At 46.0% G+C, this 24,816-nt stretch carries 25 protein-coding genes, 1 tRNA gene and 2 pseudogenes; 27 read left to right on the forward strand and 1 reads right to left on the reverse strand.

The genetic code is table 11. The features are described 5' to 3' along the window. The first annotated feature begins 72 nt into the window (after window positions 1-72). From RE628_RS12425 to RE628_RS12450, 6 genes and pseudogenes are all read left to right on the forward strand, one after another. Window positions 73-1,428 carry an ABC transporter substrate-binding protein gene (locus tag RE628_RS12425; RefSeq protein ID WP_309158963.1) on the forward strand — a complete coding sequence of 452 codons (1,356 nt, stop codon included), beginning with the start codon at window positions 73-75 and terminating at the stop codon, window positions 1,426-1,428. Between the two features lie 169 nt (window positions 1,429-1,597). Next, window positions 1,598-2,140: a hypothetical protein gene (locus RE628_RS12430; protein WP_309158964.1), complete on the forward strand. Its 543-nt coding sequence runs from the start codon at window positions 1,598-1,600 to the stop codon at window positions 2,138-2,140. Further along, window positions 2,137-2,679 (forward strand): HAMP domain-containing protein, encoded by a 543-nt coding sequence (locus tag RE628_RS12435; RefSeq protein ID WP_309158965.1) that lies wholly within the window; start codon window positions 2,137-2,139, stop codon window positions 2,677-2,679. The genes RE628_RS12430 and RE628_RS12435 overlap by 4 nt, the downstream gene beginning before the upstream one ends. Continuing rightward, complete coding sequence (locus RE628_RS12440; protein ID WP_309158966.1) at window positions 2,613-3,389, forward strand: sensor histidine kinase; 777 nt, start codon at window positions 2,613-2,615, stop codon at window positions 3,387-3,389. The genes RE628_RS12435 and RE628_RS12440 overlap by 67 nt, the downstream gene beginning before the upstream one ends. A gap of 5 nt (window positions 3,390-3,394) precedes the next feature. Then, complete coding sequence (locus tag RE628_RS12445; RefSeq protein WP_309158967.1) at window positions 3,395-4,999, forward strand: response regulator transcription factor; 1,605 nt, start codon at window positions 3,395-3,397, stop codon at window positions 4,997-4,999. Between the two features lie 27 nt (window positions 5,000-5,026). After that, window positions 5,027-6,156: pseudogene (locus RE628_RS12450) on the forward strand (glycoside hydrolase family 88 protein). Window positions 6,157-6,225: 69 nt separating this feature from the next. On the opposite strand, the gene RE628_RS12455 reads toward RE628_RS12450, so the two are convergent. Continuing rightward, on the reverse strand, window positions 6,226-8,001 hold the full coding sequence (locus RE628_RS12455; protein ID WP_309158968.1) for a sulfatase family protein: 1,776 nt from the start codon (window positions 7,999-8,001) through the stop codon (window positions 6,226-6,228). A 176-nt stretch (window positions 8,002-8,177) separates the two neighbouring features. Between RE628_RS12455 and RE628_RS12460 the strand changes: the two genes are divergently transcribed. From RE628_RS12460 to RE628_RS12560, 21 genes and pseudogenes are all read left to right on the forward strand, one after another. Further along, the gene (locus RE628_RS12460) at window positions 8,178-8,726 is read left to right on the forward strand and encodes a nucleotidyltransferase family protein (RefSeq protein ID WP_309158969.1); all 549 of its coding nucleotides are present in this window, start codon (window positions 8,178-8,180) and stop codon (window positions 8,724-8,726) included. A 56-nt stretch (window positions 8,727-8,782) separates the two neighbouring features. Then, the gene (locus RE628_RS12465) at window positions 8,783-9,664 is read left to right on the forward strand and encodes an alpha/beta fold hydrolase (RefSeq protein ID WP_309158970.1); all 882 of its coding nucleotides are present in this window, start codon (window positions 8,783-8,785) and stop codon (window positions 9,662-9,664) included. Window positions 9,665-9,796: 132 nt separating this feature from the next. Continuing rightward, window positions 9,797-9,964, forward strand: coding sequence for a hypothetical protein (locus RE628_RS12470; protein ID WP_309158971.1), 168 nt, complete (start codon window positions 9,797-9,799; stop codon window positions 9,962-9,964). Between the two features lie 160 nt (window positions 9,965-10,124). Further along, window positions 10,125-10,289: a GNAT family N-acetyltransferase gene (locus tag RE628_RS12475; protein ID WP_309158972.1), complete on the forward strand. Its 165-nt coding sequence runs from the start codon at window positions 10,125-10,127 to the stop codon at window positions 10,287-10,289. Between the two features lie 126 nt (window positions 10,290-10,415). Continuing rightward, window positions 10,416-11,372: a GNAT family N-acetyltransferase gene (locus RE628_RS12480; RefSeq protein ID WP_309158973.1), complete on the forward strand. Its 957-nt coding sequence runs from the start codon at window positions 10,416-10,418 to the stop codon at window positions 11,370-11,372. 148 nt (window positions 11,373-11,520) lie between these two features. After that, entirely contained in the window at window positions 11,521-12,144 is a 624-nt protein-coding gene (locus RE628_RS12485; protein WP_309158974.1) for a histidine phosphatase family protein, read from the forward strand. A gap of 14 nt (window positions 12,145-12,158) precedes the next feature. After that, window positions 12,159-12,416: a cyclase family protein gene (locus RE628_RS12490; RefSeq protein WP_309158975.1), complete on the forward strand. Its 258-nt coding sequence runs from the start codon at window positions 12,159-12,161 to the stop codon at window positions 12,414-12,416. Continuing rightward, window positions 12,383-12,787, forward strand: a complete 405-nt coding sequence (locus RE628_RS12495) for a cyclase family protein (protein WP_309158976.1) — start codon at window positions 12,383-12,385, stop codon at window positions 12,785-12,787. Before RE628_RS12490 ends, RE628_RS12495 begins: the two co-directional genes overlap by 34 nt. Window positions 12,788-12,802: 15 nt before the next feature. Beyond that, complete coding sequence (locus RE628_RS12500; protein WP_309158977.1) at window positions 12,803-13,291, forward strand: GNAT family N-acetyltransferase; 489 nt, start codon at window positions 12,803-12,805, stop codon at window positions 13,289-13,291. Window positions 13,292-13,362: 71 nt separating this feature from the next. Continuing rightward, window positions 13,363-15,320: pseudogene (locus RE628_RS12505) on the forward strand (GTP-binding protein). A gap of 251 nt (window positions 15,321-15,571) precedes the next feature. Further along, window positions 15,572-16,291 carry a YebC/PmpR family DNA-binding transcriptional regulator gene (locus RE628_RS12510; protein ID WP_068781401.1) on the forward strand — a complete coding sequence of 240 codons (720 nt, stop codon included), beginning with the start codon at window positions 15,572-15,574 and terminating at the stop codon, window positions 16,289-16,291. A 116-nt stretch (window positions 16,292-16,407) separates the two neighbouring features. Then, complete coding sequence (locus RE628_RS12515) at window positions 16,408-17,079, forward strand: phosphatase PAP2 family protein (protein ID WP_309158978.1); 672 nt, start codon at window positions 16,408-16,410, stop codon at window positions 17,077-17,079. A gap of 117 nt (window positions 17,080-17,196) precedes the next feature. Continuing rightward, window positions 17,197-17,355: a hypothetical protein gene (locus tag RE628_RS12520; RefSeq protein WP_309158979.1), complete on the forward strand. Its 159-nt coding sequence runs from the start codon at window positions 17,197-17,199 to the stop codon at window positions 17,353-17,355. A gap of 221 nt (window positions 17,356-17,576) precedes the next feature. Beyond that, window positions 17,577-17,660, forward strand: a tRNA-Leu gene (locus tag RE628_RS12525). Window positions 17,661-17,903: 243 nt separating this feature from the next. Continuing rightward, window positions 17,904-18,338: a hypothetical protein gene (locus RE628_RS12530; protein WP_309158980.1), complete on the forward strand. Its 435-nt coding sequence runs from the start codon at window positions 17,904-17,906 to the stop codon at window positions 18,336-18,338. Window positions 18,339-18,403: 65 nt separating this feature from the next. Further along, on the forward strand, window positions 18,404-19,540 hold the full coding sequence (locus RE628_RS12535; RefSeq protein WP_309158981.1) for a type 2 periplasmic-binding domain-containing protein: 1,137 nt from the start codon (window positions 18,404-18,406) through the stop codon (window positions 19,538-19,540). A gap of 85 nt (window positions 19,541-19,625) precedes the next feature. Beyond that, window positions 19,626-20,540: an ABC transporter permease gene (locus RE628_RS12540; protein WP_309158982.1), complete on the forward strand. Its 915-nt coding sequence runs from the start codon at window positions 19,626-19,628 to the stop codon at window positions 20,538-20,540. Between the two features lie 15 nt (window positions 20,541-20,555). Then, window positions 20,556-21,425, forward strand: coding sequence for a carbohydrate ABC transporter permease (locus RE628_RS12545; protein ID WP_309158983.1), 870 nt, complete (start codon window positions 20,556-20,558; stop codon window positions 21,423-21,425). A 69-nt stretch (window positions 21,426-21,494) separates the two neighbouring features. Further along, window positions 21,495-23,186 carry a sensor histidine kinase gene (locus RE628_RS12550; protein ID WP_309158984.1) on the forward strand — a complete coding sequence of 564 codons (1,692 nt, stop codon included), beginning with the start codon at window positions 21,495-21,497 and terminating at the stop codon, window positions 23,184-23,186. Between the two features lie 27 nt (window positions 23,187-23,213). Further along, complete coding sequence (locus RE628_RS12555; protein WP_309158985.1) at window positions 23,214-23,774, forward strand: response regulator; 561 nt, start codon at window positions 23,214-23,216, stop codon at window positions 23,772-23,774. Further along, the gene (locus RE628_RS12560; RefSeq protein ID WP_309158986.1) at window positions 23,774-24,808 is read left to right on the forward strand and encodes a helix-turn-helix transcriptional regulator; all 1,035 of its coding nucleotides are present in this window, start codon (window positions 23,774-23,776) and stop codon (window positions 24,806-24,808) included. The genes RE628_RS12555 and RE628_RS12560 overlap by 1 nt, the downstream gene beginning before the upstream one ends. Window positions 24,809-24,816 lie beyond the last annotated feature (8 nt).

Consider the following 24,816-nt stretch of genomic DNA (forward strand, 5'->3'; position numbering starts at 1 on the left):
CGCTGTTCTCTGTGTAATCTTTAGTTCAACTATTATAGAAGTCGCTCAAGTAGTTATTAGAGGAGGGTCTATATGAGGATGAAAAAATGGTCAGTAATGTTGTTAAGCTTGTCTCTTGCTCTAGCGGTTACAGCCTGCGGCGGTGGCAATGGAAAGAACACAGATTCAAAGGCAAATGGCACGAGCAATTCTGGGGATAAGCCTACTACAGAACAGGTTACGCTGAAGCTTAGCACATGGCAGACAGATGCAAAAGCACAATGGAGCAAGATCATCCCAGAATTTGAGAAAGAGCACCCTAACATTAAGGTAGAACTGGATCTTCTGAATGAAAAAGGTGATTCGGTAGCTTCGATGCAAAAGCTGGATCTGATGGCAGCATCGAATGATCAGTTGGATATCGTTGAATTGCCTTATACGAATTATACTCAACGTGCGGATATCGGATTGTTCGAACCGTTAGATGATTATATTGCAAAAGACGGTTACAAATACGAGGATGAATATTTGGTAGATACGCATGTGAACGGCAAAATTTATGCTCTTCCATCGTCCATGCAGCGCTGGTTCGTGATTTTGAACAAATCGATGTTGGATGAAGCAGGGCTACCTGTTCCAACAGATTGGACTTGGAATGATTTTGAGCAATATGCGAAGACCCTGACCAAAGGAGAGGGTGCTGAGAAACGCTATGGCGCGTATCTTCACAATTGGCCGGACTACTTCCAATTACAGTTGATGAGTAAGCCGTCAGACAATACGTTCCTGAAGAGCGATGGAACATCTAATGCCAAGGATCCACTCTTGAAATCAAACCTTGAGATGATGAAGAAAATGATGTACGAAGATAAGAGTGCAAATCCGTATGAGGATATTATTTCGCAAAAGTTAGCTTATCGTAACCAATATTTCAACGGGCTCGCGGCTATGCTTCCGATTGGTGACTGGATGGTAGCGGAGTCAGGCGGAACGGATGCAATCCCGGCTACTTTTGAAACTGTATTTGCCCCACTTCCTAAATTAGAAGGAGAGAGCAAGCACTACTCACCAGTTCAACCTACCTATATGGCGGTAGCTTCGAAATCCAAAAATAAAGAAGCTGCTTATGAATTTGTAAGATGGTATACTTCCCAAGGATTAGAGATTGGCGGAAGAGTATTTTCCGGTTGGGCTAAATCGGATACGGATAAGCTGGTAGATACGATCGTGAACTCTTCCAAGGATCCGTCGAAGATTAATGTAGAATCGTTGAAATACACCATGAAAAATTCAACTCCTGGATCTTCATCTGTGCCAGCTAAATACGCGGATGAAGCGAAGAACGTTGTTATCCCAGAAGCTGAGCTATATCTGATGAATAAACAGGATATCGATAAGACGATTGATAGCATTGATCAGAAGATTACTGAAGTCGTGAACAACAACTAAATTGCGTGGGGACTTTTTAAACTACCTCTAAAAAAAGTAAAATTATTGCACCGGATAGGTGTAGTAATGAGTCTGGTTCTCCTAGTAGAAGGATTATACAATGATGGTATAAGGGAAAACGTTATGTTTTCCCTTATATCAATTCATAGCAGATGTGAGGCCAGTAATCATGAATAGGTTTAATTTCTCTTTACGCAAAAAATTGATTTGGTCAGCATTACTTTGTTTTCTACTGCCGCTCGGCGGAATTTATCTGATGACCAATTACTTGACGAAAGATCTTCTTCTGGAGCGTGCTGTTACCAGCTCTGAAGATGGTTTAAGGGCAATTCAGTCTGAAGTAAACAGTGTTATGGACCAGACGTTAGAGATATCTAATGTGGCACTCATGAATTCGGAGATCAGGCAACAGATTCAGTGGGGCCAGAAGAAAAAGGGCTCGCTGGAAGAGAACGACGACTATCACTTAAATTACAGTAGGCTGATCCGCATGTTGGATGAGCTGTTACGTCAGTATGATGATTTTTATGTCACCATCTTGGGAAAGAACGATTTTACATATACCAATTATTCATATAGTGATTTTAATCCTTATAAGCTGTACAGCCAGTCATGGTTTGAGCAATTAAATCATACACCGGCATTCTCCACTTATTGGGTTGGTTTGCAGCCTAATTATTATGATGGGGCGGGAAGAAGGGATCCTATGTGATCACAATAGGCCGTCCGATTCGAACTTCATCCAATAGTATTATTGGGTATGTTGTGATTAGTGTAAATGAGCGGAAAATCAACAGCTTGCTCACTAAAAACTTGAGTTCGAATCAACAGGTCATGTTGCTGAATGAAGAAGGAACAGTGGTTTCCCATTCAGATCCCTCATTCATCGGTAGCAAGATGGACTGGTGGAGACAAGACGAGCATGATCGAACGGTCGAAATGAACAGCAAAAAATATGTGTACGCAGAGCAGGAGATTCATGCGAATGATTGGAAGCTGGTTAGCTTGGTTCCATTGTCTTCGGCCATTTCCAAGAATAGACAAATCCTCTTGATTAGTTTCGGACTGCAGGCTCTGTTTTTCACCATTTTCTGTATTCTATTGACTGTATTAATTGCTACATTTACGAAGCCAATTCGAGATTTAAGCCGCTTTATTACGCATATTGGGCGGGGAGACTGGATATGCGTTCCGGAATCCGCGGTAACAACGAGGTTACTATGCTGGCACGAACGATTGATAACATGCTAGACCGGATTGAGTCAATGGTGGAGCAAATTACGATCGAGCAGGCGGGGAAGCGCAAGGCGGAGCTTGAGATGCTTCAGGCCCAGATTAACCCGCATTTTATGTTCAATCTGCTGAATTCCATCCGCTTCAATATTCTGATCCGGGGAGACCGGGAGAATGCGGAATTGATCGAATCACTGTCGTCCTTACTGCGCATGACGATTAACCGTGATAATGAGTTCATCACGTTACAGGAGGAGATCGATACGATCGGGCACTATACCCGGTTAATGAACTTCCGTCATGCGAATCAGGTTCGTCTGGATGTGAGCCTGATTCCTGGCTGTGAGAAGGCGCTAGTGCCAAGATTTATAATTCAGCCTTTTATAGAAAATGCAATTATACATGGCTTTGAGCAATTTGATGGTGATATCTTCATTGAAGCGGAAAGAGTAGAGCAGCAAGGGGCCAGTGATCTCAGAATAACGGTGCGCGACAACGGAGCTGGCATGAACAAGTCAAGATTGGATGAACTGCTCGCTAAGATGAATCAGGATAATGGTAATGCGAAGGAAGGGCCAAGACAGGGATTCTCAGGGATCGGTGTTGTGAATGTGTTCCAGAGATTGCGCCTGATTTATGGCGAGAAGTTAGTTACTGAGTTGCATAGTGAAGAGGATGTCGGGACCGTTATAGTAATCCAATTTCCGTATGAGACTAAGGCGAGGTGATCTTCATGTTGACGGCGATTCTGGTGGATGATGACTATCCGGTGTTGCGTTATCTCTCTGAGAACGTGGCATGGGCAGAGCTAGATATTGAACTGGTGGGCTGTTATTCGAATGGTCTGGAAGCCTGGGAAGGATCACAACGGCGATATCCTGATATCGTCATTACCGATATAGGGATGCCCAAGATGAATGGTCTCGAAATGCTGGAGAAATTCAGTACGGTAAATCCGCAACTTCGGTCAGTCATTCTATCCTGTCATAATGAATTTACTTATGCACAGCAAGCGATGAAGCTGAAAGCGAGCGATTATATTCTGAAAGAGAGCTTGAATGTAGACCAGCTGCAGCAGCTACTGGGCCATATATCAGCCGATCTGAGCAAGGAGAGGAATCGGACTGCAGAAGCTCTGAAGTATATGCAAATCGAGGCGAAGAATCGATCTGCCCTTAAGGAGAATTTTCTGAAGGATACGTTGTATCAGCTATCTTGGACGAAGGATGCATGGATCAAGCAGGCTAATCTGAACGGGTTAATGCTTAATGCCAAGCATTACGTCCCTCTAGTAGTATGTGTGGATCGCATGTCCGATATGATCCGTAGCCGCCAAATGAACGATCATACGATGATCTTTGCGGTGGAGAATGTCCTGCAGGAAGTGCTCGATGCTATGCATCGAAGCGTTATTTTCCGCTATAACCAACATGAACTTGTCATTCTTGTCTGCTGTGAAGAGCCTGTCAAGGAGCAGCAGCTGTTATTCTACTCCATACCGAAGGCGATTCAAGCTATTAAAAAATATGTAAAAGTATCGGTTACTTGTCTATTGGGTCGTCAAGGAGACACGCCAGATGAGCTGCGCCGTATCTTGCTGCCGATGCTGAACGATAGTAGTCAGCGCTTCTATTTAAGGGAGAATGAGTTGCATCGGTTCGAGAAGGCTGTATTTTCTGAAGAGGATATGTATGGAGAGTACGCGGCATTTTTCTCGAAAATTAATGATAGTCTAGCCCTAAATCTGCAGGAGCAATTGCGGAACACTATCGATGAGTGGACAGGGTGGGTTGAGAATCATCGCTTCCATCCGGCGAATGTCAAGGAATGGGTGCTGCAGTTGCTGATGGAACTCCAGATGAAGACGATGGTTACGCTTCGAACTCAACCGGATCTATCTGAAGATAAACTATACGATGTAGTCAATAGTATTCACTCGATGGAGCACCTAAAGAGTTGGATTATGGAATATTTATTGAAGCTGTCCAGGAAATTAAGCATCCTGTCGATCCGTTCCAAACGGACGGAGGTTATTCGGGCACAGCAGTACGTCATACAGCATGTTACTGAGAAATTAACGCTTGAGGATATGGCTGCTTATCTAAACCTGAATTCCAGTTATTTCAGCCGTTTATTCAAGCGCGAGACCAATCAGAACTTCATTGAATACGTCAATATGGTGAAGCTACAGAAGGCCAAGCAATTGTTGGAGCAATCCAGTAAGACGATCGAGGAGATCTCGGATTATCTGGGTTACGCTAATAAGAGTTACTTCATTAAATTATTCAAACGAGAGATCGGCATGACGCCGAGCGAATACACATCCTGGAATGGATGAGAATGAATCTTGGGGAGATGAGGAACGATGTGGAACACAGCGATTAAGGACGCCCTGGTTAAGCTAAGACAAAATATTGTTAAGCATCCTGGCATGCTGCCTCATATCATTGAGGGACAGTGCTACGAATGGGGAGAGAATAACGATTGGATCGAGGGCTTCTATACCGGTATGATGTGGCTTGCTTATGAATATGGCCAAGATACATTCTATAAAGAGTCGGCCGAGGCTTATCTGGCCAACTTCCGGGAACGTCTGGAGAAGCATGTCGCTCTGGATCATCATGATATCGGCTTCCTATATTCTCTGTCGGCGGTAGCGGAGTGGAGAGTTACTGGAAATGAAGAGGCACGTCAAGTTGCGCTTAAGGCGGCGGACACATTATTACATCGTTGGCGCCCACAAATCGGTATCATCCAAGCCTGGGGACTTGAGGATGATCCGGAGAATGGAGGGCGGATGATCATCGACTGTCTACTGAATCTCCCGCTTCTGTTCTGGGCGTACGAGCAGACTCATGATCAGAGATATTATGATGTTGCCATGCAACATGCGTTGATTAGTGAGAAATTCCTCGTTCGTGGGGATGGCTCGTCCTACCATACTTTTTATTTCGATAGAGCTAACGGTAATGCGATTCGCGGTGGCACACATCAAGGCTATCAGGACGGTTCAACATGGACACGCGGCCAGGCCTGGGGAATTTACGGCTTCGCTCTGGCTTATCGTTATACGAAGCATGAGGCTTTCTTGGATACTTCGAAGCGTCTTGCGAAATACTTTATCGAGCATATGCCAGAGGATGACGTTGTGTATTGGGATTTTGATGTACCAGTTGAAGAGGGAACGCCGCGTGACAGCTCAGCTTCGGCGATCACAGCATGCGGACTGTTAGAGTTGTTGGAATTGACTGCCGATGAAGGTGATAACTCCAGCCGTCAATTGTTCGAGGAAGCTCTGGATCGCACAATGAGATCGCTGGTAGAGAGATATGCGACTATGAATCTTCCGGATGCGGAAGGATTATTGAAGCATGGCTCCTATCATGTTCGAGGGGACCGTGCACCGGATGACTACATGATCTGGGGGACTACTTCTATTTGGAAGCCTTGGTGCGGATAGAGAAGGGGATTAAGGGTTACTGGTATGTAAAATAAATCTGGGTCCGGTTCGGGAATGTCATCCCGAGACCGGACTTTTTTAATTATATAGAGAATTCGTGAGTATCAAGTTATCCCAGACTGGGACGGATAGAGGCGTTTCAGTTTGCGTTGTTCATCCAGAAGCTGCATCATGGTTTGCTGGATGCTCCTGCCGTAAGTCGTTGCAAAAGCAGGATGCGCCAGATTCTTCGCTTCTAACGGATCTAGGGTGAGATTGTATAGTTCATATTCATCCTGCTCCGGAACGGTTTTGACATGTAGGCTGCATTTCGAGGGAGAATCTTCGGTCAAATTATCGGTTATCTGTGAAGTCAAGATCACATCCCTTACCCCTGGCTCGCTCCAGAACTGGACATTATCAAAATAGCGGGACAATTTCCAAAGCTCTTTCACACCATTATTCTCTAATGCCATTATCACGGTTTCGATATGATTCGGCTGTACAACAGCGGGATAAGGCATGCCTAACGGATTGATCTGTCGCAGGCCTCGTGTCACGTCATCATCGGTCATGAAGTAGAGTGGCTCATCAGCGATGATGTTGGCGTTCTGATTCAACATGGGCGGTGCCAGATTGCGTCCTACCAGCGGTTTTGCTTCACTGAATCTGTCCTGCAGGCGACGTTGTATCTCAGGAACATCAGCGCCGATGAGGCCTAGCATGGTAGGTAGAAGATCAACGTGACTAGTGAGGGTGTGGGTATCTTGACCATGTGGGAACAGATGTCTGTTATGAATCAGCAGAGGGACGTGTAGAAATTCTTCATAGGCACAGTACCATTTTTGATAGAGATGTCCATGGGAGCCTAGCAAATCCCCGTGATCAGAGGTGAAAATAACGATCGTATTGTCATAGAAGGAGGAACGGATCAGAGCTTCAAGTACTTTTTGCATTTGTTGATCAGCGTTCTTCTGCAGTTGGTAATACAGTCTTCGATAGAATGATTGGTTGGTGATGGGTTGCAGGGCTCTAGGGTAAATATCACGATAGCTTGCTTGGCAGCGTGGCTTGGTATTCAACGGCTCATGATTGGTTGGTGAGGGCGTGACTTCCGGTATGGTCCCCTCTACCGCAAAGTGGAACATAGGTAAATGTGCAGTAATAGCGCCGTATAATACGATATCATGCGGGTTCACGAACGAGGTTACAATCAACCAAGGTGGAGGATTCTCGTCATTAATCTTCTGTTGATCCAAGGACTCGATTAACTGAACTGTTTCCGCTGCGTAGACAACATCACGGCCGCTAATTCCATTTGACGCAGAAGAACCTGAGTTCCGGGGATTTTTGCCATGCGGCTCAGGACCAATCCAACCATGAAAGCCGAAATCGTTCAGGCGCTCCGCTCGGGCATATAATTGTGCCAATTGCGGATCGGGCACCCCGATTTTAGTGTCGTAGCTAGGCAGACTATTAAGGGTTCCGGGCACAATAATATCCTCATCGGACACATGCCATTTCCCCTTGTAGAAAGTCTGATACCCTGCCTCGCGAAAATAATCTCCCATCGTTGGCACCGTATTCCGATCCAACCAGAACATATCCGCATCGAAAGCACTCTTGGCTACTCCATTCGTCTGTGTAACCCCATGTAGAGAGGGATAGTGCCCGGTCATTATCGTCGCACGACTAGGGCTGCATGCGGAGCTTCCAATATAATGGCGATGGAACTCAAGACTATGTTGTTTTAAAAATTGCTGGGCCAGCAGGTTTTGTCTCCTCCATTCTTGAATTTCCGGATTCTCGTAAGGGGGAGGGTAGCGTTCTTCGTCTACCAGCAGAATTAGAATATTTGGCTTGTTTAATCGGCGTTCGGACCAAGTTAAGGGATCGCTCATATCGAACATCTCCAAATCAATATTGAAAAGCGGAAGTGTCTTTTGAAGGTGCAGCTGATATTAGATTATGATCATTATGATTTCAGCATTACAAGGTATCTCATACCTGGTGCCGCATGTTACAATATATGGAATCAAACTAAAAGAATCGTGATCATGATTTAAGGAGGACCCCTATGCTGGAGAAGAGATTAATTCAGTTCTTAAGTGAAGACAATCAGATCATGAATGATCTGAAGCTAGTACGGCAACTAGACTTGCCTCAGAGCTATATCGCAGCTGGATACATTCGGAATTATGTCTGGGATCGTCTGCATGGATACGGAAACCGTCGAACTTACGGTGACATTGACGTAATTTATTATGATCCACAAGATATATCAGAGGAACGGGATCGGCTGTTAGAGGATGAACTGAAGCGTAGTACCGGCAACGATAAGTGGTCGGTGAAGAATCAAGCAAGAATGCATATCCGTAATGAAGCCAGTCCTTATCTTTCTACGTTGGATGCATTAAAGCGCTGGCCTGAGACGGCCACGGCTGTTGGAGCAATGCTTGACCAGACGGATCAATTTCTGGTTTGTGCACCGCATGGACTGGAGGATCTATTCAAAATGGTAGTGAGAAGAAGTCCGTTCTTTTCGGATCAGGCTTATTATCTGGAAAGGGTCGGAAAGAAAGAGTGGGATAGATTGTGGCCGCTGCTGACCATAGTGGAGGAATAGCATTCGGTGGCAATATTCTTCCTAAGAAAAAAATTAATTAATAGGAGCTAATCTATATGCGCAGGTACAAATCCGTATCAGGTCGTGAACTCATCTATCATTCTTATGAGAAGCTATTAGAAGACTGGAGCGTCGATTATGTGGAGCGAGACATCATGACCTCGTACGGAAGCACCCATGTGGTGACCGCCGGCGCTATGGAGAATCCACCGCTATTATTACTTCATGGAACTGCGGACAATGCGGCGATGATGTGGATCTACAATGTCCAGCGTCTATCTGAGCGATTCTTCGTTATAGCGGTTGACGCAATAGGGGGATCCGGGAAGAGCGAGCCTAATATAGATTACTATGTAAAATTCGATCAAACTGTCTGGCTGGATGAAGTACTAGATGGACTTAGCATCGAATGGTTATATGTTGCAGGAGTCTCGTATGGGGCTTATTTAGCCTATCATTATGCCATTATGAGACCGGATAGGGTCATCAAGATCATATGCATGGCCGGTGGAATCGCAGCTAGCCAGGCTGAAGTGATGGGCAAGATGATGAAAGCCTTCCTACCGGAGGCGCTGTTTCCAAGTGAGGGTAGCTGCAAAAGACTGTTAAGGAAGTTGTCTGGTCCCAATTATAAGGTATTTGAGAGCAATACGGAGTTGATGAAGCATTGGTATTACTTGCTTAAGTATTTCAATAACAAGTCTATGGTACAGCACAAGCTGACAATATTTAACGATGAGCAAATCTCCAGTATCCGGGACAAGTCGCGCTTCTTAATTGGTGATCAAGATATGCTCAGCAATTATCCCAAATCGATTCAAAGGCTAGAATCGCATGGTTTAAATTATAGAATTGTGCGTCATGCCGGACATGCTATTAATCATGAGCAAGCAGAAGAGATAGATTCAGAAATCATCAAGTTCTTTATTGGCCCTTAATGTTGTCTGGAAGCAAGATGAATTGTAAGAGGAGAAACAATCTACCGATTATTGTTGATTCTATTTTTGAGGTGGAGTAATCTCGATGGAGCCGTCGGTGAAGTTTCTAAATATAGATGGGAGATCAGAGTGATGCAGTATTCAATCAGACCAATTACGGACGAGGATATACCTTTTTTATGGGAAACTTTGTACGAGTCTTTATATGTAATTGAAGGGCAGGAGCCGTTCGAAAAAGATATTATCCTTGATCCTCACATCTCCAAGTATGTAGAAGGCTGGGGCGGGAAGGAGATATAGGTTTTATTGCAGTTGATTATTCAAGTACGCCCGTAGGGTCGATTACCGCCCGTTATTTTAATGAAGAGAACAAAGGATTTGGGTATGTAGACCATGATGTTCCTGAGCTTGGAATGGCGTTATTGAAGACGTATCGGGGCATGGAATTGGTACGGCACTAATGTATAAATTGTTTGAAGCGCTCAGAGAAAAGGATGTAAGCAGAATATCGCTAAGTGTAGATCCAGGTAATATATCGGCTATGAAATTATATAAGAGATTCGGGTTTGAAGAGGTTGGTATGGTGGGTACGTCGGTAACCATGGTAGCTGAGGTACATACTTGAGCACATGAAGGAATAGTTGTTTATATTTATTCTATTCCTCGCTTTCCTACTGCAGTTGGTTGAAAATGGTTACATAATGATCAATGACCATATGAGGAGTGAAGGAATGAACTTTACAGTTCAAAAATGCAAACCCCGGATGATTATTCCGAGGTTGCCAATTTGCTGAATTATATACTCTCTGAGGAGATTCATGCGGATAATTTGGCTATAGAGGATTCCAAGATCCCCGCTGTAGGTTCGTTGGGGAAGAATGAATCAGGACTACTGACTGGTTATGACCGTATGCGGATCGTAGCTGTGGATGAGAAGGGAGTCATCGTTGGCTATGGCATATCCTGGAGAGCACCATGGACAGCGGCAGGAGAGCTGAACCATGCACTTATTGTGAATCCGCATTATAGGAATCAAGGGATTGGCGCAGCATTGTACAAAAAGTTGGAACAGTGGGCTTACGATATTGGCGCCAGTAAGCTGAATTATGAGGTACACGATGATCAGGACAGCTCTTTAGCTTTTGCCCGAGAGCACGGCTATGAACAAGAGAGACATAATTTCGAATCTGTCCTGGAACTGAACTCATTTGACGGGAGGATGTCTGAGTATATTAATCTCAGTTATCCAATTCTACCGCTCACAGAAATCGATGATCCTGACCGTGAACATAGGCTGTACGAGCTGTATAAAGAGACGGCGCAGGATATACCTGGCTTCAGTGGAGATTATTTTGATTTTCACGAATGGAGAAAATGGACCCTCGAATTGCCGGAATCAAAGCTTGAAAATGTTCTTGTAGCTCTGGATGGGAATAAATTCATCGGAGTCACTCATTTACTACACTTTGAGACTACGCAAAGTATGTATAATGAGTATACAGGTGTCCGACGAGATTACCGTGGCCAAAAGATAGGGTTATCACTAAAACTGAAAGCTATTGAGCTTGCTGTGAGTAAGAAAATAGAATACATGCGCACCAATAACGATTCATTGAATATTCCGATGCTAACGATTAATCGCGATCGTCTTCAATTCGTTGCTGTACCGGGCCGCTATAAAATGGTTAAGTTGATGCAGCAGGTATGACGTCATTTTAGTGGAAGTAATATACGAATGGATTTGAAAAGCTTGCATCTGCAGGCTTTTTTTAATCTTAATCTATGCTTGTTGTTGCTTTAGGAATCAAGTAGAATGCACCTTATATGAAGCTATGATGCTTAAGGAGTGGGACTTTATGAAAACTCATATTTATATTGTGAGACACGGACAGACGGAATGGAATGTGAAGCACCGGATGCAGGGACACCAGGACTCGCCATTAACGGATTTGGGTGTTGAACAGGCTAAATGGCTTGGTGAGGCGCTTCAGAACGAGCCTATCGACGTCATTTATGCGAGTTCAAGCCCAAGAGCAAGTAGAACGGCAGAGCTGATCAGAGCGGATAGAGAGATTGATATTTTTGAGACGGATGATTTCAAAGAGATTAATCTGGGTGCTTGGGAGGGAATGACCCAGGATGAGATAGAAGTTGTTTATCCGGATCAGATGGAGTATTTCTGGAAAGATCCAGGGAGATTTGGCGTATCTGGAAGTGAGACCTATCAGGAGGTATTTAACCGCGCTCATAAGAAGCTAACGGAAATTGTGCGAGAGCATGAAGGGAAGACCATTCTGATCGCGACGCATACTGTTGTAGTTAAGCTGTTGATGGGTTACTTCGAAGGTCGGACTCTGCAAAAATTGTGGGATCTTCCATACATTCATCCGGCATGTCTCTGTAAAGTCTCGTACGAAGGAGATTCGTGGGAGATTCAGTTGCATGGTGATATAAGCCATTATAAAAATACCGTTCAGTAGTGGGGGGCTAGTACATGCTCATCGATCTTACTCATTTAATACAGGATGGCATGCCCGTGTATCCTGGGGATCAGGAAACATCTCTGAGGCAGTCCAAACATATCAAGCAGGATTATTATAACAATCATCAATTGGATATCAATATGCATGCGGGTACTCATATAGATGGTCCAATGCATCTCCTGGACATTCAACATTATTTGAGTGAATTTCCGTTAGAACAATTTATAGGTCAAGCTTGTCTACTGGATGTATCGGGCAGAAGATTATAGAGTATGAGGAGAAATATGAGACGTTAATTAAGCCTCAAGATATTGTCGTTCTCTATACCGGCCATAGTCAATGTTATGGTCAGGAAGAGTATTTTATGGAATATCCAATTTTGACTAAGGAATTTGCCGAACTGCTAGTGCGTAAACAGGTCAAAATGATTGGGCTTGATACACCGTCTCCCGATAAGTATCCATTCGAGGTACATAAATTGTTGTTTCAGAATAATATTTTGATTCTAGAAAATTTAACAAACGTAGATCGTCTGTTAAATATGAGTCATTTTGAGATAATGGCATTACCAATGCTTATTCAGGCTGATTCAGCGATAGCACGAGTTGTTGCCCGTATAGATTTAGAGGCACGGACATAGAGGAGGATGCTACAGATGAGTTATACTTTTAAAGAAATGACCAGGGAGGCAGCCGTAATCATATCCCAATGGGAATATCCGGCTCCCTATAATTTTTATAATATGGACCCTGATGAAGAAGGGGTGGCTGAACTGATGAACGGTGATTATTTTTGCGTCACAGATGATGCCAGTTGTCTCGTTGGATTTTTCTGTTTTGGACTCTCAGCCAGAGTGCCAGGCGGTTATACGGCCGGCCTGTATACGGATGAGCAGCGACTAGACATCGGCCTTGGTATGGATCCCGCTCTCACAGGTCAGGGACTCGGAGGTGTGTTCGTTCAAGAGGGGCTGCAATGGTTACAAAATCAGCACGGGCAGAGCAAGTTCAGACTTGTAGTAGCCACCTTCAATGAACGAGCTAAGCGTGTTTACGCTGAGAACGGCTTTGTTCCGAGAGGAACGGTACTATCCAAGATTAATGGAGAAGAAGTTGAATTTTTGTGTATGGAAGCTGATTTATAAGCTGCGGACTTTTTCAACTTCATTATAGAGACAAAAGGTTACTTGTAAATGGGAAGTGTTTAGAAATGATCATGAATAAGACGATTGGGCTGCTGGCGCATGTTGATGCGGGGAAGACGACTTTTGCCGAGCAGCTTCTCTATCATACGAACAGCATCCGAAGTAAAGGGCGAGTGGATCATCAGGACTCTTTTCTCGACACACATGAACTAGAGAAGGCACGTGGTATTACGATATTTGCTGACCAAGCGATGATGAATTATGAGGCTTCAAGCTATTGTCTCATCGATACGCCGGGACACGTCGATTTCTCGGCAGAGATGGAACGATCACTACAAGTGATGGATTACGCCATTGTGATTCTAAGTGCAGTGGAAGGGGTTCAAGGACATACGGAGACGGTCTGGCAGCTTCTGCGGAAGCATCGTATTCCAACTATATTCTTCGTTAATAAAATGGATCGTACCGGTGCGGATCTTGAAGCTGTTCTGGAGCAAATTCATAGGCAGTTAACCCCATATGCGGTCAAGGTGAATGGACAACTAAGCATAGCGAATCTGGAGGAGGATCTAGTAGCAGCTGTCGCCGAGCATGATGAACAATTACTGGAGGACTATCTTGAGGGCAGCTATGATACAGATAAAGTTCTAACAGTGATGACAAGCACGATGAAGAAGGGTGATCTGTTCCCGGTTATGTCTGGTTCGGCGCTAATGGATCAAGGGATAGACGATTTTCTTAATAATCTAGAGATGCTGACCTCTACAACCTATAATCGAAATGCTGCTTTCGCTGCCAGAGTCTATAAAATACGGCATGAGCTGCAAGGAACATGTCTCTCCTTCCTGAAGATCACGTCTGGTAATTTGAAAGTCCGCGATGAAGTGAGATATATGAACAGTAATGGTGAACAGGTGCAGGAGAAAGTAACATCTCTTCGTACATATAATGGCGAGAAATATACGATTGTTGAGGAAGCTGAAGCAGGTCAACTGATCGCAGTGACTGGGCTCTCTTCAGCAGCTGTCGGCGATGGGCTGGGGGAACTGCAACAACGAGCTAAGTATGAACTTGTCCCGGCTCTGAAGTCCAAAGTTCTGTTCGATCCGAAGCTGTCTGTCCGAGAGGTACAGCGATATTTTCAGATGCTGGGCGATGAGGATCCTTCGTTAAATGTCATTTGGGATGAAGCGCTGCAGGAGCTGTATATCCATGTGATGGGGGCGATCCAGCTTGAAGTGCTGGAGCAGGTCGTCATGGATCGCTTCAAGCTGAAAGTCACCTTTGGCACGCCGGAGATATTATATAAAGAGACGATTGCAGGCGAGGTTTGTGGATGTGGGCATTTTGAACCGTTGGGTCATTATGCGGAAGTTCATTTGAGGATTGAGCCGGGACCGCGGGATAGCGGAGTTGTATTCCAAAATAAGTGCCATCCCGATCATTTAAGCACAGGTTATCAGAACTTGATCGGTCAGCATGTGCTAGAACGTGAGCATCACGGTCTGTTGACCGGATCTCCGTTTACGGATGTGGTCGTTACCTTGTTGAATGGACGAGCCCATAATAAGCATACGAGCGGCGGCGATTTTCGTGAAGCAACACACAGAGCGCTGAGGCAGGGACTGGAGCAAGCTGAGAACATATTGCTGGAACCTTATTACACCTTCAAGATCAAGGTCGATTTAGATTTGATAGGTCGTGTTATGTCAGATATTCGGCAAGCTCATGGTTCATTCGATCCACCTGAGACTCATGGAGATCAAGCATTCATTAACGGAACTGCACCGGTTGCTACGTTTATGAATTATAGTGCTGAGCTAGCTTCTTTTCGAAGGGGAGGGGATCGCTATCTATGCAACTTGGCGGCTATCAGCCGTGCCATGAGACTGAGAGAGTCATTGAGAGTCGGAGTTATGATATGAATGCGGATCCGGAGTATACCTCGGCATCTATCTTCTGTGCCAAGGGTCAGGCTTACAGCGTTCCTTGGGATGAAGCGGATAGTCATATGCATATTCAAAGATGATATAGCACTCAGCCTTCCAGTTCATCTGTTCAATAGATGAATACGGTGTGAACGATTTCTACTATGGCGATCTGTAAATCGAGGTATAGAATACTGAACAGCTTGTTTTCGTGCTTCTGTACGATATATAATAAACGGGGTATAAATCATGCTTTGGGGTTGAATATATGAACTTGATACTCAATAAATCGTCACCACCTATCTTTTGCTCTCGATGAATTAAACATAAATAATAATGAGGTGTGAACAAGATGGGACGTAAGTGGAATAATATTAAAGAGAAGAAAGCTTCAAAAGATGCTAATACAAGCCGGGTTTATGCTAAATTTGGCGTAGAAATTTATGTGGCAGCTAAGAAGGGCGAGCCAGATCCGGAATCGAACCGCGCGCTGAAGGTCGTTCTTGAACGTGCGAAGACCTATAATGTGCCTAAGGCGATTATTGATCGTGCTTTGGACAAGGCAAAAGGCAGTGCGGATGAAGTGTATAACGATCTTCGTTATGAAGGTTTCGGACCAAATGGCTCCATGATTATTGTCGATGCATTGACGAACAATGTGAACCGTACAGCATCAGCAGTACGTGCCGCATTTAATAAGAATGGCGGTAATATGGGTGTTAGTGGTTCTGTCGCTTATATGTTCGATTCTGCAGCGGTATTTGGGGTAGAAGGTAAAACTTCTGATGAAGTACTTGAATTGTTAATGGAAGCAGATGTAGATGTTCGTGACATTCTCGAGGAAGATGAATCGGTTATCGTATATGCCGAACCGGATCAATTCCAGGCTGTGCAGGACGCGTTCAACGCTGCAGGGGTCACAGAATTCACCATTGCTGAACTTAGCATGATTGCTCAGAACTATGTAACTCTGCCGGAAGATGGGCAAGCTCAGTTTGAGAAGCTGGTTGATGCGCTTGAAGACCTGGAGGATGTGCAACAGGTTTACCACAACGTTGAGCTTGAAGACTAAAATCGATTACTATATAATAAATATCCATTACAAGAAATCCTTATTTTATAAGGATTTCTTGTTTTTATCGGGCAAAGTCTGGAATAGACGATTTCGCATCAGGTGGTGTTGTATCTATGAGTTTTAAACTTAAATTTTCATTTACATTTTTGCTTAGTTTGCTATGCTTAGCCGGATTCGGAATGATCGCTTACTGGGTCGGCGGAATGCATGTTCACACTTTTGATAATACGGTGATCACGTTTGTTCAGGGGTTAGAGTCGGATTCTCTAACGAGAATAATGAAGGTGTTTACATGGATTGGTGGTCAGATTCCTGTTATTGTTATTTTGCTGGCGACACTCATACTCTTGTATGTCGTGCTGCATCATCGTAGTGAACTAGTATTCCTGGTCGCCGTCGTAGCCGGATCCGCATTGTTAAATATATTACTTAAGCAAATATTCCGTCGCGACCGTCCTTCCCTACACAGACTTATTGAAGAGACAGGCTTCAGCTTTCCCAGCGGTCATTCGATGGCTGCCTTTAGTCTCTATGGAGCGATCGTCTTCTTGGTATGGAAACATATTCCTTACATACTTGGCAGAATCGCAGTCATAGTTGGCGGGGCCTGTCTGATACTAATGATCGGCATTAGCCGCATTTATCTAGGTGTGCATTACCCTAGCGATGTACTTGGGGGATATTTAATCAGTGCTTGCTGGCTAACGGCATCGATCTGGTTATATCAAGGGTACTTGGAGGCTTCGTACGAGAAGAAGCGAGGTTATCGGAAGCTGAAGCGGTGACATCCTAACTTAATCAAATATTATGTGTTTATGATGAGAAGTTATTAATCCCGCACCATGATGGTCTCACATTGGTCGATATTGAAGAATATTGTTGATAATACAGGTGGTTCGGCAATGATGAATATTAATCTGAAATTTTCATACACTTTATTGTTTAGTTTGTTATGCTTGGGCGAACGACTGTCCGATAGCATCCAGATCGCGCTGCAGCATGGTAAGCAGAATGGGAAAAAGCATATATTGCTTCACCAGAAGCTTCTCGGCAGCTGTTAGAGATCAATTGCATCCATTGCCATAAGCCAAACTATCGTTCGTACATTTATTTCTGTTGTATGACAAATCGTTGACAATCGCGAGAAAAATAGGAATAAATGTACGGATTTTCGTACTATGTCACACTCGACCGAGTTATTCAATTATTTTGACAGTAGGACGTTTTTCGTGATATAATCGTTTTTGTCCGCTGGACGGCGGTCTTGCCGGACGAAGAGAATGCAATCATGGCGGAATTGGCAGACGCGCTAGATTCAGGTTCTAGTGTCAGCAATGACATGGAGGTTCAAATCCTCTTGACCGCACTATACCCATCAACAATAGGTTTCTGTTCTGCGATTTTCCGCGGATCAGAACCTTTTTTGTTGTTAGGATATTTAGACTCCCGATCATCGCCTGTAATACTTGTTTTCAACAAGGTGACTGAAGGGAACAGCCAATATTAGCTTTGTTTTTATTATCGTTGTTTAGTTTTTATTATATAACCCCCTACGAGACCAAAATATAATAAAGATGTACAAATAAACATTTCCAAGGGGGATGAGAAAATGAAGGGGAAGTACAAGTCAGGCAAACTCGTTTTAACTTCATTGCTCGTATCGAGTTTAATGCTGGCAGGCTGCGCTTCGAACAACGAACAAAGTGTAAACAGCCCGAGCCCTAACGCTTCCGACAGTGAAGTCGTGACAATCACAACAGCCCGTCAAGTCGGTGGAGACATCACGTTCAGGGACGGCGAGGACATCGATAATAATGTCCATTACAAATGGGCACAGGAAAAACTAGGCATTAACTTCAAAAATGAATGGACGGTAGGAACCAACGATGCCTTTTTGACCAAGCTGCGGCTGATGCTGAATACAAAAGAAAAGTTTCCAGATGTCATTCGCCTTGATGACCTAAAACTGGCGACCCAGTTGATCGATTCCGGAAAGATCATGGACATTACGGATGCGTTCGAGAAGTATGCGTCTCCCGCCTGAAGGAGCTGTTCGATACATATCCCGAGCTGTGGTACTCGGTTACGGAGGATGGCAAGCACTACGGATTGCCAATTACCAATGCGGTAAGCTCTTTCAACGTTCTGTGGATTCGTCAGGATTGGTTGGACAAGCTTAATCTGACTGCGCCCACGACGATCGATGAGTTGGAGAAGGTTATGGACGCCTTCACGAATCAGGATCCGGACGGCAACGGCAAAAAAGATACGATCGGTCTGTCGATCTCGCTGAGAGATGGAGTCACCACCTGGATGTCCTCGACCGATTTCCTTTTCGGTAAAACGGCGATCCCAGGGATTTGGAATAAAGGGGCAGACGGTCAACTTCAATACGGCTCTATCCAGCCGACCGTGAAACAGGGTGTAGCCAAGTTGGCGGAGTGGATGAAGAAGGGCTATCTCGATCAGGACGCGGGTACGTTGGACGCGGGCAAGGCGGTAGAAAGCTTTATCCAGGGAAAATCCGGTATGGTGTTTGGCGCGACTTGGATGTCGGGCGGCTGGCCGTTTACGGCTAACATGAACTTCGACTACAAGCCAATTCCGATACCGGCGGGGATTGACGGACAACAAGGATTTATAGGCGAGCCGCTCTCTTCGATGCGATTCTACTTCAGCAAAGACTTCGAGCATATGGACAGGCTTTTCCAGTATCTTGATGAGATCATGGGGCCCGGCTTCTATGACCCCGATTCGGATTTTGCGAACGGTTGGGCGGAAGGCTACGACTATATCATGGTGGACGACGAGCCGGTTTACGACCACGACAAGATCCCTGGCGGATTCGTCGATGCGAAGAAATATACACTCTTTTATAACGATATTCAGACACCGATGAAAGAGCTTGAAGTCATGGCGAAACTCGGAGAGGGCAATGCGCCGGAGACTCCTTACGAGAAGCAGTTCGCTAGCCGCGACAAGCGCTGGCAAGAGGCTTCGGCAGTACTGAAAACCTATATCGAGAAAGCCTCTGTTACGGATCAGTTCACCGGGCCACCTACCGATACGATGGCTCAGAAGAGCGATCTGCTCCGTAAGATAGAGAATGAAACGTTCCTGAAGATTATTTACAATCAAGCCTCGCTTGATACATTTGACACCTTTGTCGAGCAATGGAAGAAATTGGGTGGAGATCAGATCACGAAGGAAGTTAACGAATGGTATACTTCCGTGTCAGGTAAATAAACGGAAATTCTACAGCGGAGCTTGAGGAGGAATCTCCTCCTCATCTCTGTCTTGCATAGATAAGAACGAGGAGGCACATTCAGAAATGACTGAAGTAGCCGAAAAAAAGAAATCTTCACGATTTGTCAAGTATTTGCCGATCCATTTATTCATTTTACCTACGATTATCATACTCTGCATCTTTAACTATGCGCCGATGATGGGAATTATCCTTGCTTTTCAAGACTACAAGCCACGTCTTGGCATGTTTCATTCGCCTTGGGTCGGCCTAGAGCATTTCCATTATCTTTTCACGTATCCGGACGGCCTCCAAGTCATATGGAATACGCTGTTGATCGCCACGTTGAAGATCGTGGCAAATACGATAGTACCTATCATTTTTGCCCTATTAATTAACGAAGTCCGGCAACAGGCGTTCAAGCGAACCATCCAGACGATGGTCTACTTGCCGCATTTCCTATCCTGGGTCGTCCTGGGCGGCATCCTGACCGATCTGCTGTCCAATAGCGGCATGATCAACCAGTTGCTGGTCCGTCTCGGTTTCGATTCAATTCATTTCCTTGGAGACGGGACGTGGTTCCGGATTATCTTGGTGGTCAGCGACGTCTGGAAGGAATTCGGTTTCTCCGCGATTATATATCTAGCCGCGCTAAGCGGCATTAGCCCAGTACTATACGAGGCGGGTGAGATTGACGGGGCCTGGTGGAGACAGACACTGAACATTACTCTCCCTGCGCTCATCCCGGTCATCGTCGTGGTCGTGACACTTTCGCTAGGAAATATTCTTAATGCTGGATTTGATCAAATTTTCAATTTGTATAACCCGCTAGTATACCACGAAGGCGACATCATCGATACGTTTGTCTATCGGGTTGGCCTCATGAGTGGTTCATTCAGCTTCGCGACCGCCGTCGGTTTATTCAAATCTGCCGTCAGCTTTGTTCTGGTCGTGATCGCGTACCGGTTGGCCTATCGGTTTGGAAATTATCGAATTTTCTAACAAGGGGGACGGAGCATGTATCATAAGACTGTACCGTACAAAATTTTCAGTGCGTGCAATATCGTCATTCTCGCATTGATCTCGTTTCTATGCTTGATACCGCTTATTCACATACTCGCTGTATCATTCAGCTCCAGTTCGGCGGCGACCGCGAATATCGTCTCACTGTGGCCGGTTAATTTTACGACGATCGCCTATCAGAAAACGCTGGCAAATCCGTTGTTTTTCAACTCGCTGGTGTATTCGTTGATCCGAACGTTGTCAGGCACGGTGCTGTCGATGCTTCTGACCATCACAGCGGCTTACGGCTTGTCCAAGAATTTCCCAGGACGGGCAGTATATTCCTGGATTATTGTATTCACGATGCTGTTCAACGGTGGCTTGATCCCGACTTACATTGTGGTGACGAACCTACAATTGACGAATACGATATGGGCGCTTATCCTGCCCACTGCCGTCAACGTGTTCAACACTATTCTGATGATGCAATTTTTCCGCGGTATTCCAAAGGAGCTGGAGGAGGCGGCGTTTATAGACGGTGCGGGATATTTTCGGTCGCTCGCAAGAATCTATCTGCCTTTGTCGCTGCCGTCTCTGGCTACGCTATCCTTGTTCGCGATGGTTGGGCATTGGAATTCCTGGTTCGACGGGTTGTTGTACATGACGGATTATCGCAAATATCCACTCGCTACCTTTTTGCAGACGATAATCCAGAGTGGAGACATGCGCAATACGAGCATCGATCCGTCCGAGCTCGAAGCATTGTCCGAGCGGACGATCCGCTCCGCACAGATTTTCATCGGAGCTTTGCCAATTTTGCTCGTATATCCTTTTTTGCAGCGGTATTTCGTGAATGGCATGACGCTCGGAGCCGTCAAGGAATAGCATGAACTGCTTGATTCGTAAGGAAGTATTACTTTTCTCACGAGGAGAAAAACGGCGAGGAGGAGAACTGTGAAGCATACGCTTTTCAAAAAAATACTCTTGACGCTCAGCCTGTTCCTCGTGGCGGTATTGCTACTGTACGGCTATTCGAACGCGAAACATGAGACCGTCGTCAAAAAGCAGCTGCGCGATATGTCGATGAACCAGTTGTCCTTTTTTGCGGATCAAATGGACAATACGGTGCTCCAACTGGAGACCTTCTCGAGAATTCTGCTGCGCGATTCGAACATAATTGAACTCACGGGCTTCCCGTTGCTTAACAGTCCGTACGAGATCATGAGAAAAAAATTGGCCATTCTGGAGAAGTTGCAGCTTCAGAGTGCGTCGGCTTCGTGGACCAACGATATCACCGTGTTCGCACCCTCAGCCGGTCAGGCGCTATCGACCGCGACACATCCTGTTTCCAGCAATACGGATCTCAAGAGATGGGCAATGCGCAATTGGAACTATCTTGCGGCGAACGGCAGCCAGGACGAGGGAGAGTTCGTTCACATTAGCGTCGAACCATACGGTATGGCGCAGCGGATCGAGCAGGCAAACTCGGTTGTGGAGATTCGCTTCTCCGAGCGTAATATCGTGCAAATGTTGAACAAGTTTAATGATGAGGGTAAGGGTAACCCGCTGTTCTACCAGCGCGGCTATCCCGCCATTACGAACAGTTCGTTCGACCAGCGTCTCCTTGACGACGTTTTAGAGTATATGGACTTGCTCTCTACACAGGTCGGAGGAAACCAGGTCGTTCGCCTGCAGAACGTCAACTACCTGATCGCCTTCAAGGCCATTAGCAGCCTGCAGGGGTATGTCGTCAATGTTATCCCGCTTGACGATATTATGGCACCGATCCGTCAGAACAATTACTACGTGTACGGTTCGATATGTCTGATGCTACTCGTCAGCGTCTTCGTCGCCTGGGTCGTCTATATCAATCTGCAGGTGCCTCTCCGAGCGCTTGTCCAGGGCATACGTCAAGTCAAGATGGGGCACTACGGGACGCCGATCGAGACGCCAGTGAAAAATGAATTTCTATTTATCGTGAGGCAGTTCAACGAAATGACCTTACAAATTCAGGAACTCGTCGAGAATGTGCTGGAGGAGAAGATCAGAGCCAGTGAGGCCGAACTCAAGCAGCTGCAATCACAAATCAATCCCCATTTTTTGTACAACAGCCTGAGTTATATGGTGAATATGGTTAAGATGGATCGCAAGGATGCAGCGCTGCAGATGGGGTACCATCTGGCCGACTTTTATCGATATTCGACGCGCGTCGAAGAGCAGGAGGTGCTGCTAAGGGACGAGATCGCAAACGCTAGCGACTATCTGAGCATTCATTATCTTCGGCTGAGCCGGATGAGCTACGAGATTAAGGTTGAACCCTCGATGAACGAGGTCCCGATGCCCCGGCTGATTCTGCAGCCGATCGTAGAGAACGCGCTGATCCATGGCATCGAACTCATGGCTGGCGATTCCAACATTACGATCACGGGCTTCCACGAAGCCGATCGGTTCAAGCTCGTCGTGGAGGACAACGGAGGCAAGCTGACCGAGGCAAAGGTACAGGAGATGCGCCAGCGATTGGCGAACGTGAACGACGATAGGCAAGTGAGTTGCGGCCTGGCGAACGTTCACCGCCGATTGCAGCTTCGCTTCGGCAAGGATGCGGGAATCGGATTGTACCTGTCCCCTCACACGGACTGCGCGTAGAGATGAACTGGACATGGAGGGACAAAATTGACAAGACTGTTAATCGTGGATGATGAGTATCATCTCATCGAGAGTATGCTGAGCAGCATCCCGTGGGAAAGTGCAGGCGTCGAGGAGGTCGTCGGAGCATATTCGGCTCTGGAAGCGCTGGAGCTCCTGGAGGAGCGGGACTTCGATATCGTGATTACGGATGTGAAGATGCCGGAGATGGACGGGCTGGAACTGACGGCCATCATCAAGAAAAGGTGGAGATACATTAAGTGCATTCTGCTGTCCGGATATGTGGAGTTTGAATTGGTCAAGACGGGCATGCGTAACGAAGCGAGCGATTACCTGCTGAAGCCGGTGCGCGACGAAGTGCTGCTTACACGGTCCGGGAGCTGGCGGTTATTCAGCAGCAGGAGAAGGAACAGGAGCGGGCATATCTGGAATCCAAGGCGTTCCTCCACCAAAGTCTCCCGATTCTGCGTGCTAAGCTGCTCGGCGATCTGGTGTCCGGCAGCGAATGGCCGGAGCGGCAGTTGGCGGAGCGCTTGGAGCAGTACGACATCGGCATACGCGACGGCGACGGCGTCTCACTGCTGCTAGTGCGGATCGAACGCGAGGAGGATGGGCCGGATCGCACGGACGCCAAGCTGATGGCCTTTGCACTCACGAACATAATGGAGGAACTTCTGGAGGACGCGTATGATAGCTGGACCGGCGAGGACATGTACGGCCATCTGATGTTCGTCGTTAAGCGAAAGGTACAGGCGACGGCAACGCAGCCGCTGGACCGAATCTCCGACCAGTTTCTACGGATCGTTCGGCACCTGTACCGCTTTACGGTATCGGTTATCATTTCCCCTGAGGTGGCATTTCCCACCCGGTTGCAGCAAGCGTACCAACAGTGTGTCGCCTCGATTCGTCAATTCCTTGGAGATGAGCGGGATACGATCATCACAGTGGGGGCTGAACCGCGCAACTCCGTGCCATCGGAACTTTCAGCGCTGTACAGCCTACCGCTGTTCGTTCATTTACTAGAGGCGGGCCAGTGGGACGCCGCCCTTGCCAAGCTTGAGGACATCGCCGGGGAGTGGCGGCGGCAATTCAACGGCTCCTATGAGCATTTAATGGAAATTTATCACAGTCTTTCCGCTTCCTTTTTCTTTTTGATTCACAAGAACGGGAAACGAATCATCGATTATCGGCTAGCGAGTGGGAGTTTGATCCAGACGATCGACGAGCTGCAACAGTGGGCTTCGGAGCTGATCTCGGAATTTAGGTCCGAAATGCAGGACGATCTGTCCCGACATCGGAAGTCGCTGGTTGCGCAGGTCCAGCAGTATATCCAGTCGCATTTGTCCGCTGATCTATGCCTACAGACGATTGCTGATCGCGTCCATCTTCACCCGGTCTACCTGTCTAAAGTATACAAAAAAGAGACGGGCGAAAATATGACCGAATACGTCTATCAGTTGCGGATGGATAAAGCTTTATCGCTGTTGAATAATCGGGAACTGAAGGTGTACGAAGTAGCCGAGCAAGTTGGTTACAACAATCCTGCCTACTTCATCAGGGTATTTAAAAATCACTTTAATGTGACGCCGCAAGAGTATCGCGGTGATCCGCCGAAAGGATGAGCAAAAGC

It is taken from the genome of Paenibacillus sp. D2_2 (assembly GCF_031199965.1).
Lineage (GTDB): Bacteria > Bacillota > Bacilli > Paenibacillales > Paenibacillaceae > Fontibacillus.

Coding starts and splice junctions, on each gene's coding strand:
- RE628_RS12445 (WP_309158967.1), top strand. CDS start 3,395: ATGTTGACGGCGATTCTGGTGGATGATGACTATCCGGTGTTGCGTTAT.
- RE628_RS12490 (WP_309158975.1), top strand. CDS start 12,159: ATGCTCATCGATCTTACTCATTTAATACAGGATGGCATGCCCGTGTAT.
- RE628_RS12440 (WP_309158966.1), top strand. CDS start 2,613: ATGCGTTCCGGAATCCGCGGTAACAACGAGGTTACTATGCTGGCACGA.
- RE628_RS12475 (WP_309158972.1), top strand. CDS start 10,125: ATGTATAAATTGTTTGAAGCGCTCAGAGAAAAGGATGTAAGCAGAATA.
- RE628_RS12470 (WP_309158971.1), top strand. CDS start 9,797: ATGCAGTATTCAATCAGACCAATTACGGACGAGGATATACCTTTTTTA.
- RE628_RS12520 (WP_309158979.1), top strand. CDS start 17,197: ATGATGAATATTAATCTGAAATTTTCATACACTTTATTGTTTAGTTTG.
- RE628_RS12545 (WP_309158983.1), top strand. CDS start 20,556: ATGTATCATAAGACTGTACCGTACAAAATTTTCAGTGCGTGCAATATC.
- RE628_RS12460 (WP_309158969.1), top strand. CDS start 8,178: ATGCTGGAGAAGAGATTAATTCAGTTCTTAAGTGAAGACAATCAGATC.
- RE628_RS12465 (WP_309158970.1), top strand. CDS start 8,783: ATGCGCAGGTACAAATCCGTATCAGGTCGTGAACTCATCTATCATTCT.
- RE628_RS12540 (WP_309158982.1), top strand. CDS start 19,626: ATGACTGAAGTAGCCGAAAAAAAGAAATCTTCACGATTTGTCAAGTAT.
- RE628_RS12500 (WP_309158977.1), top strand. CDS start 12,803: ATGAGTTATACTTTTAAAGAAATGACCAGGGAGGCAGCCGTAATCATA.
- RE628_RS12455 (WP_309158968.1), bottom strand. CDS start 8,001: ATGAGCGATCCCTTAACTTGGTCCGAACGCCGATTAAACAAGCCAAAT.
- RE628_RS12430 (WP_309158964.1), top strand. CDS start 1,598: ATGAATAGGTTTAATTTCTCTTTACGCAAAAAATTGATTTGGTCAGCA.
- RE628_RS12485 (WP_309158974.1), top strand. CDS start 11,521: ATGAAAACTCATATTTATATTGTGAGACACGGACAGACGGAATGGAAT.
- RE628_RS12530 (WP_309158980.1), top strand. CDS start 17,904: ATGAAGGGGAAGTACAAGTCAGGCAAACTCGTTTTAACTTCATTGCTC.
- RE628_RS12480 (WP_309158973.1), top strand. CDS start 10,416: ATGCAAACCCCGGATGATTATTCCGAGGTTGCCAATTTGCTGAATTAT.
- RE628_RS12515 (WP_309158978.1), top strand. CDS start 16,408: ATGAGTTTTAAACTTAAATTTTCATTTACATTTTTGCTTAGTTTGCTA.
- RE628_RS12510 (WP_068781401.1), top strand. CDS start 15,572: ATGGGACGTAAGTGGAATAATATTAAAGAGAAGAAAGCTTCAAAAGAT.
- RE628_RS12425 (WP_309158963.1), top strand. CDS start 73: ATGAGGATGAAAAAATGGTCAGTAATGTTGTTAAGCTTGTCTCTTGCT.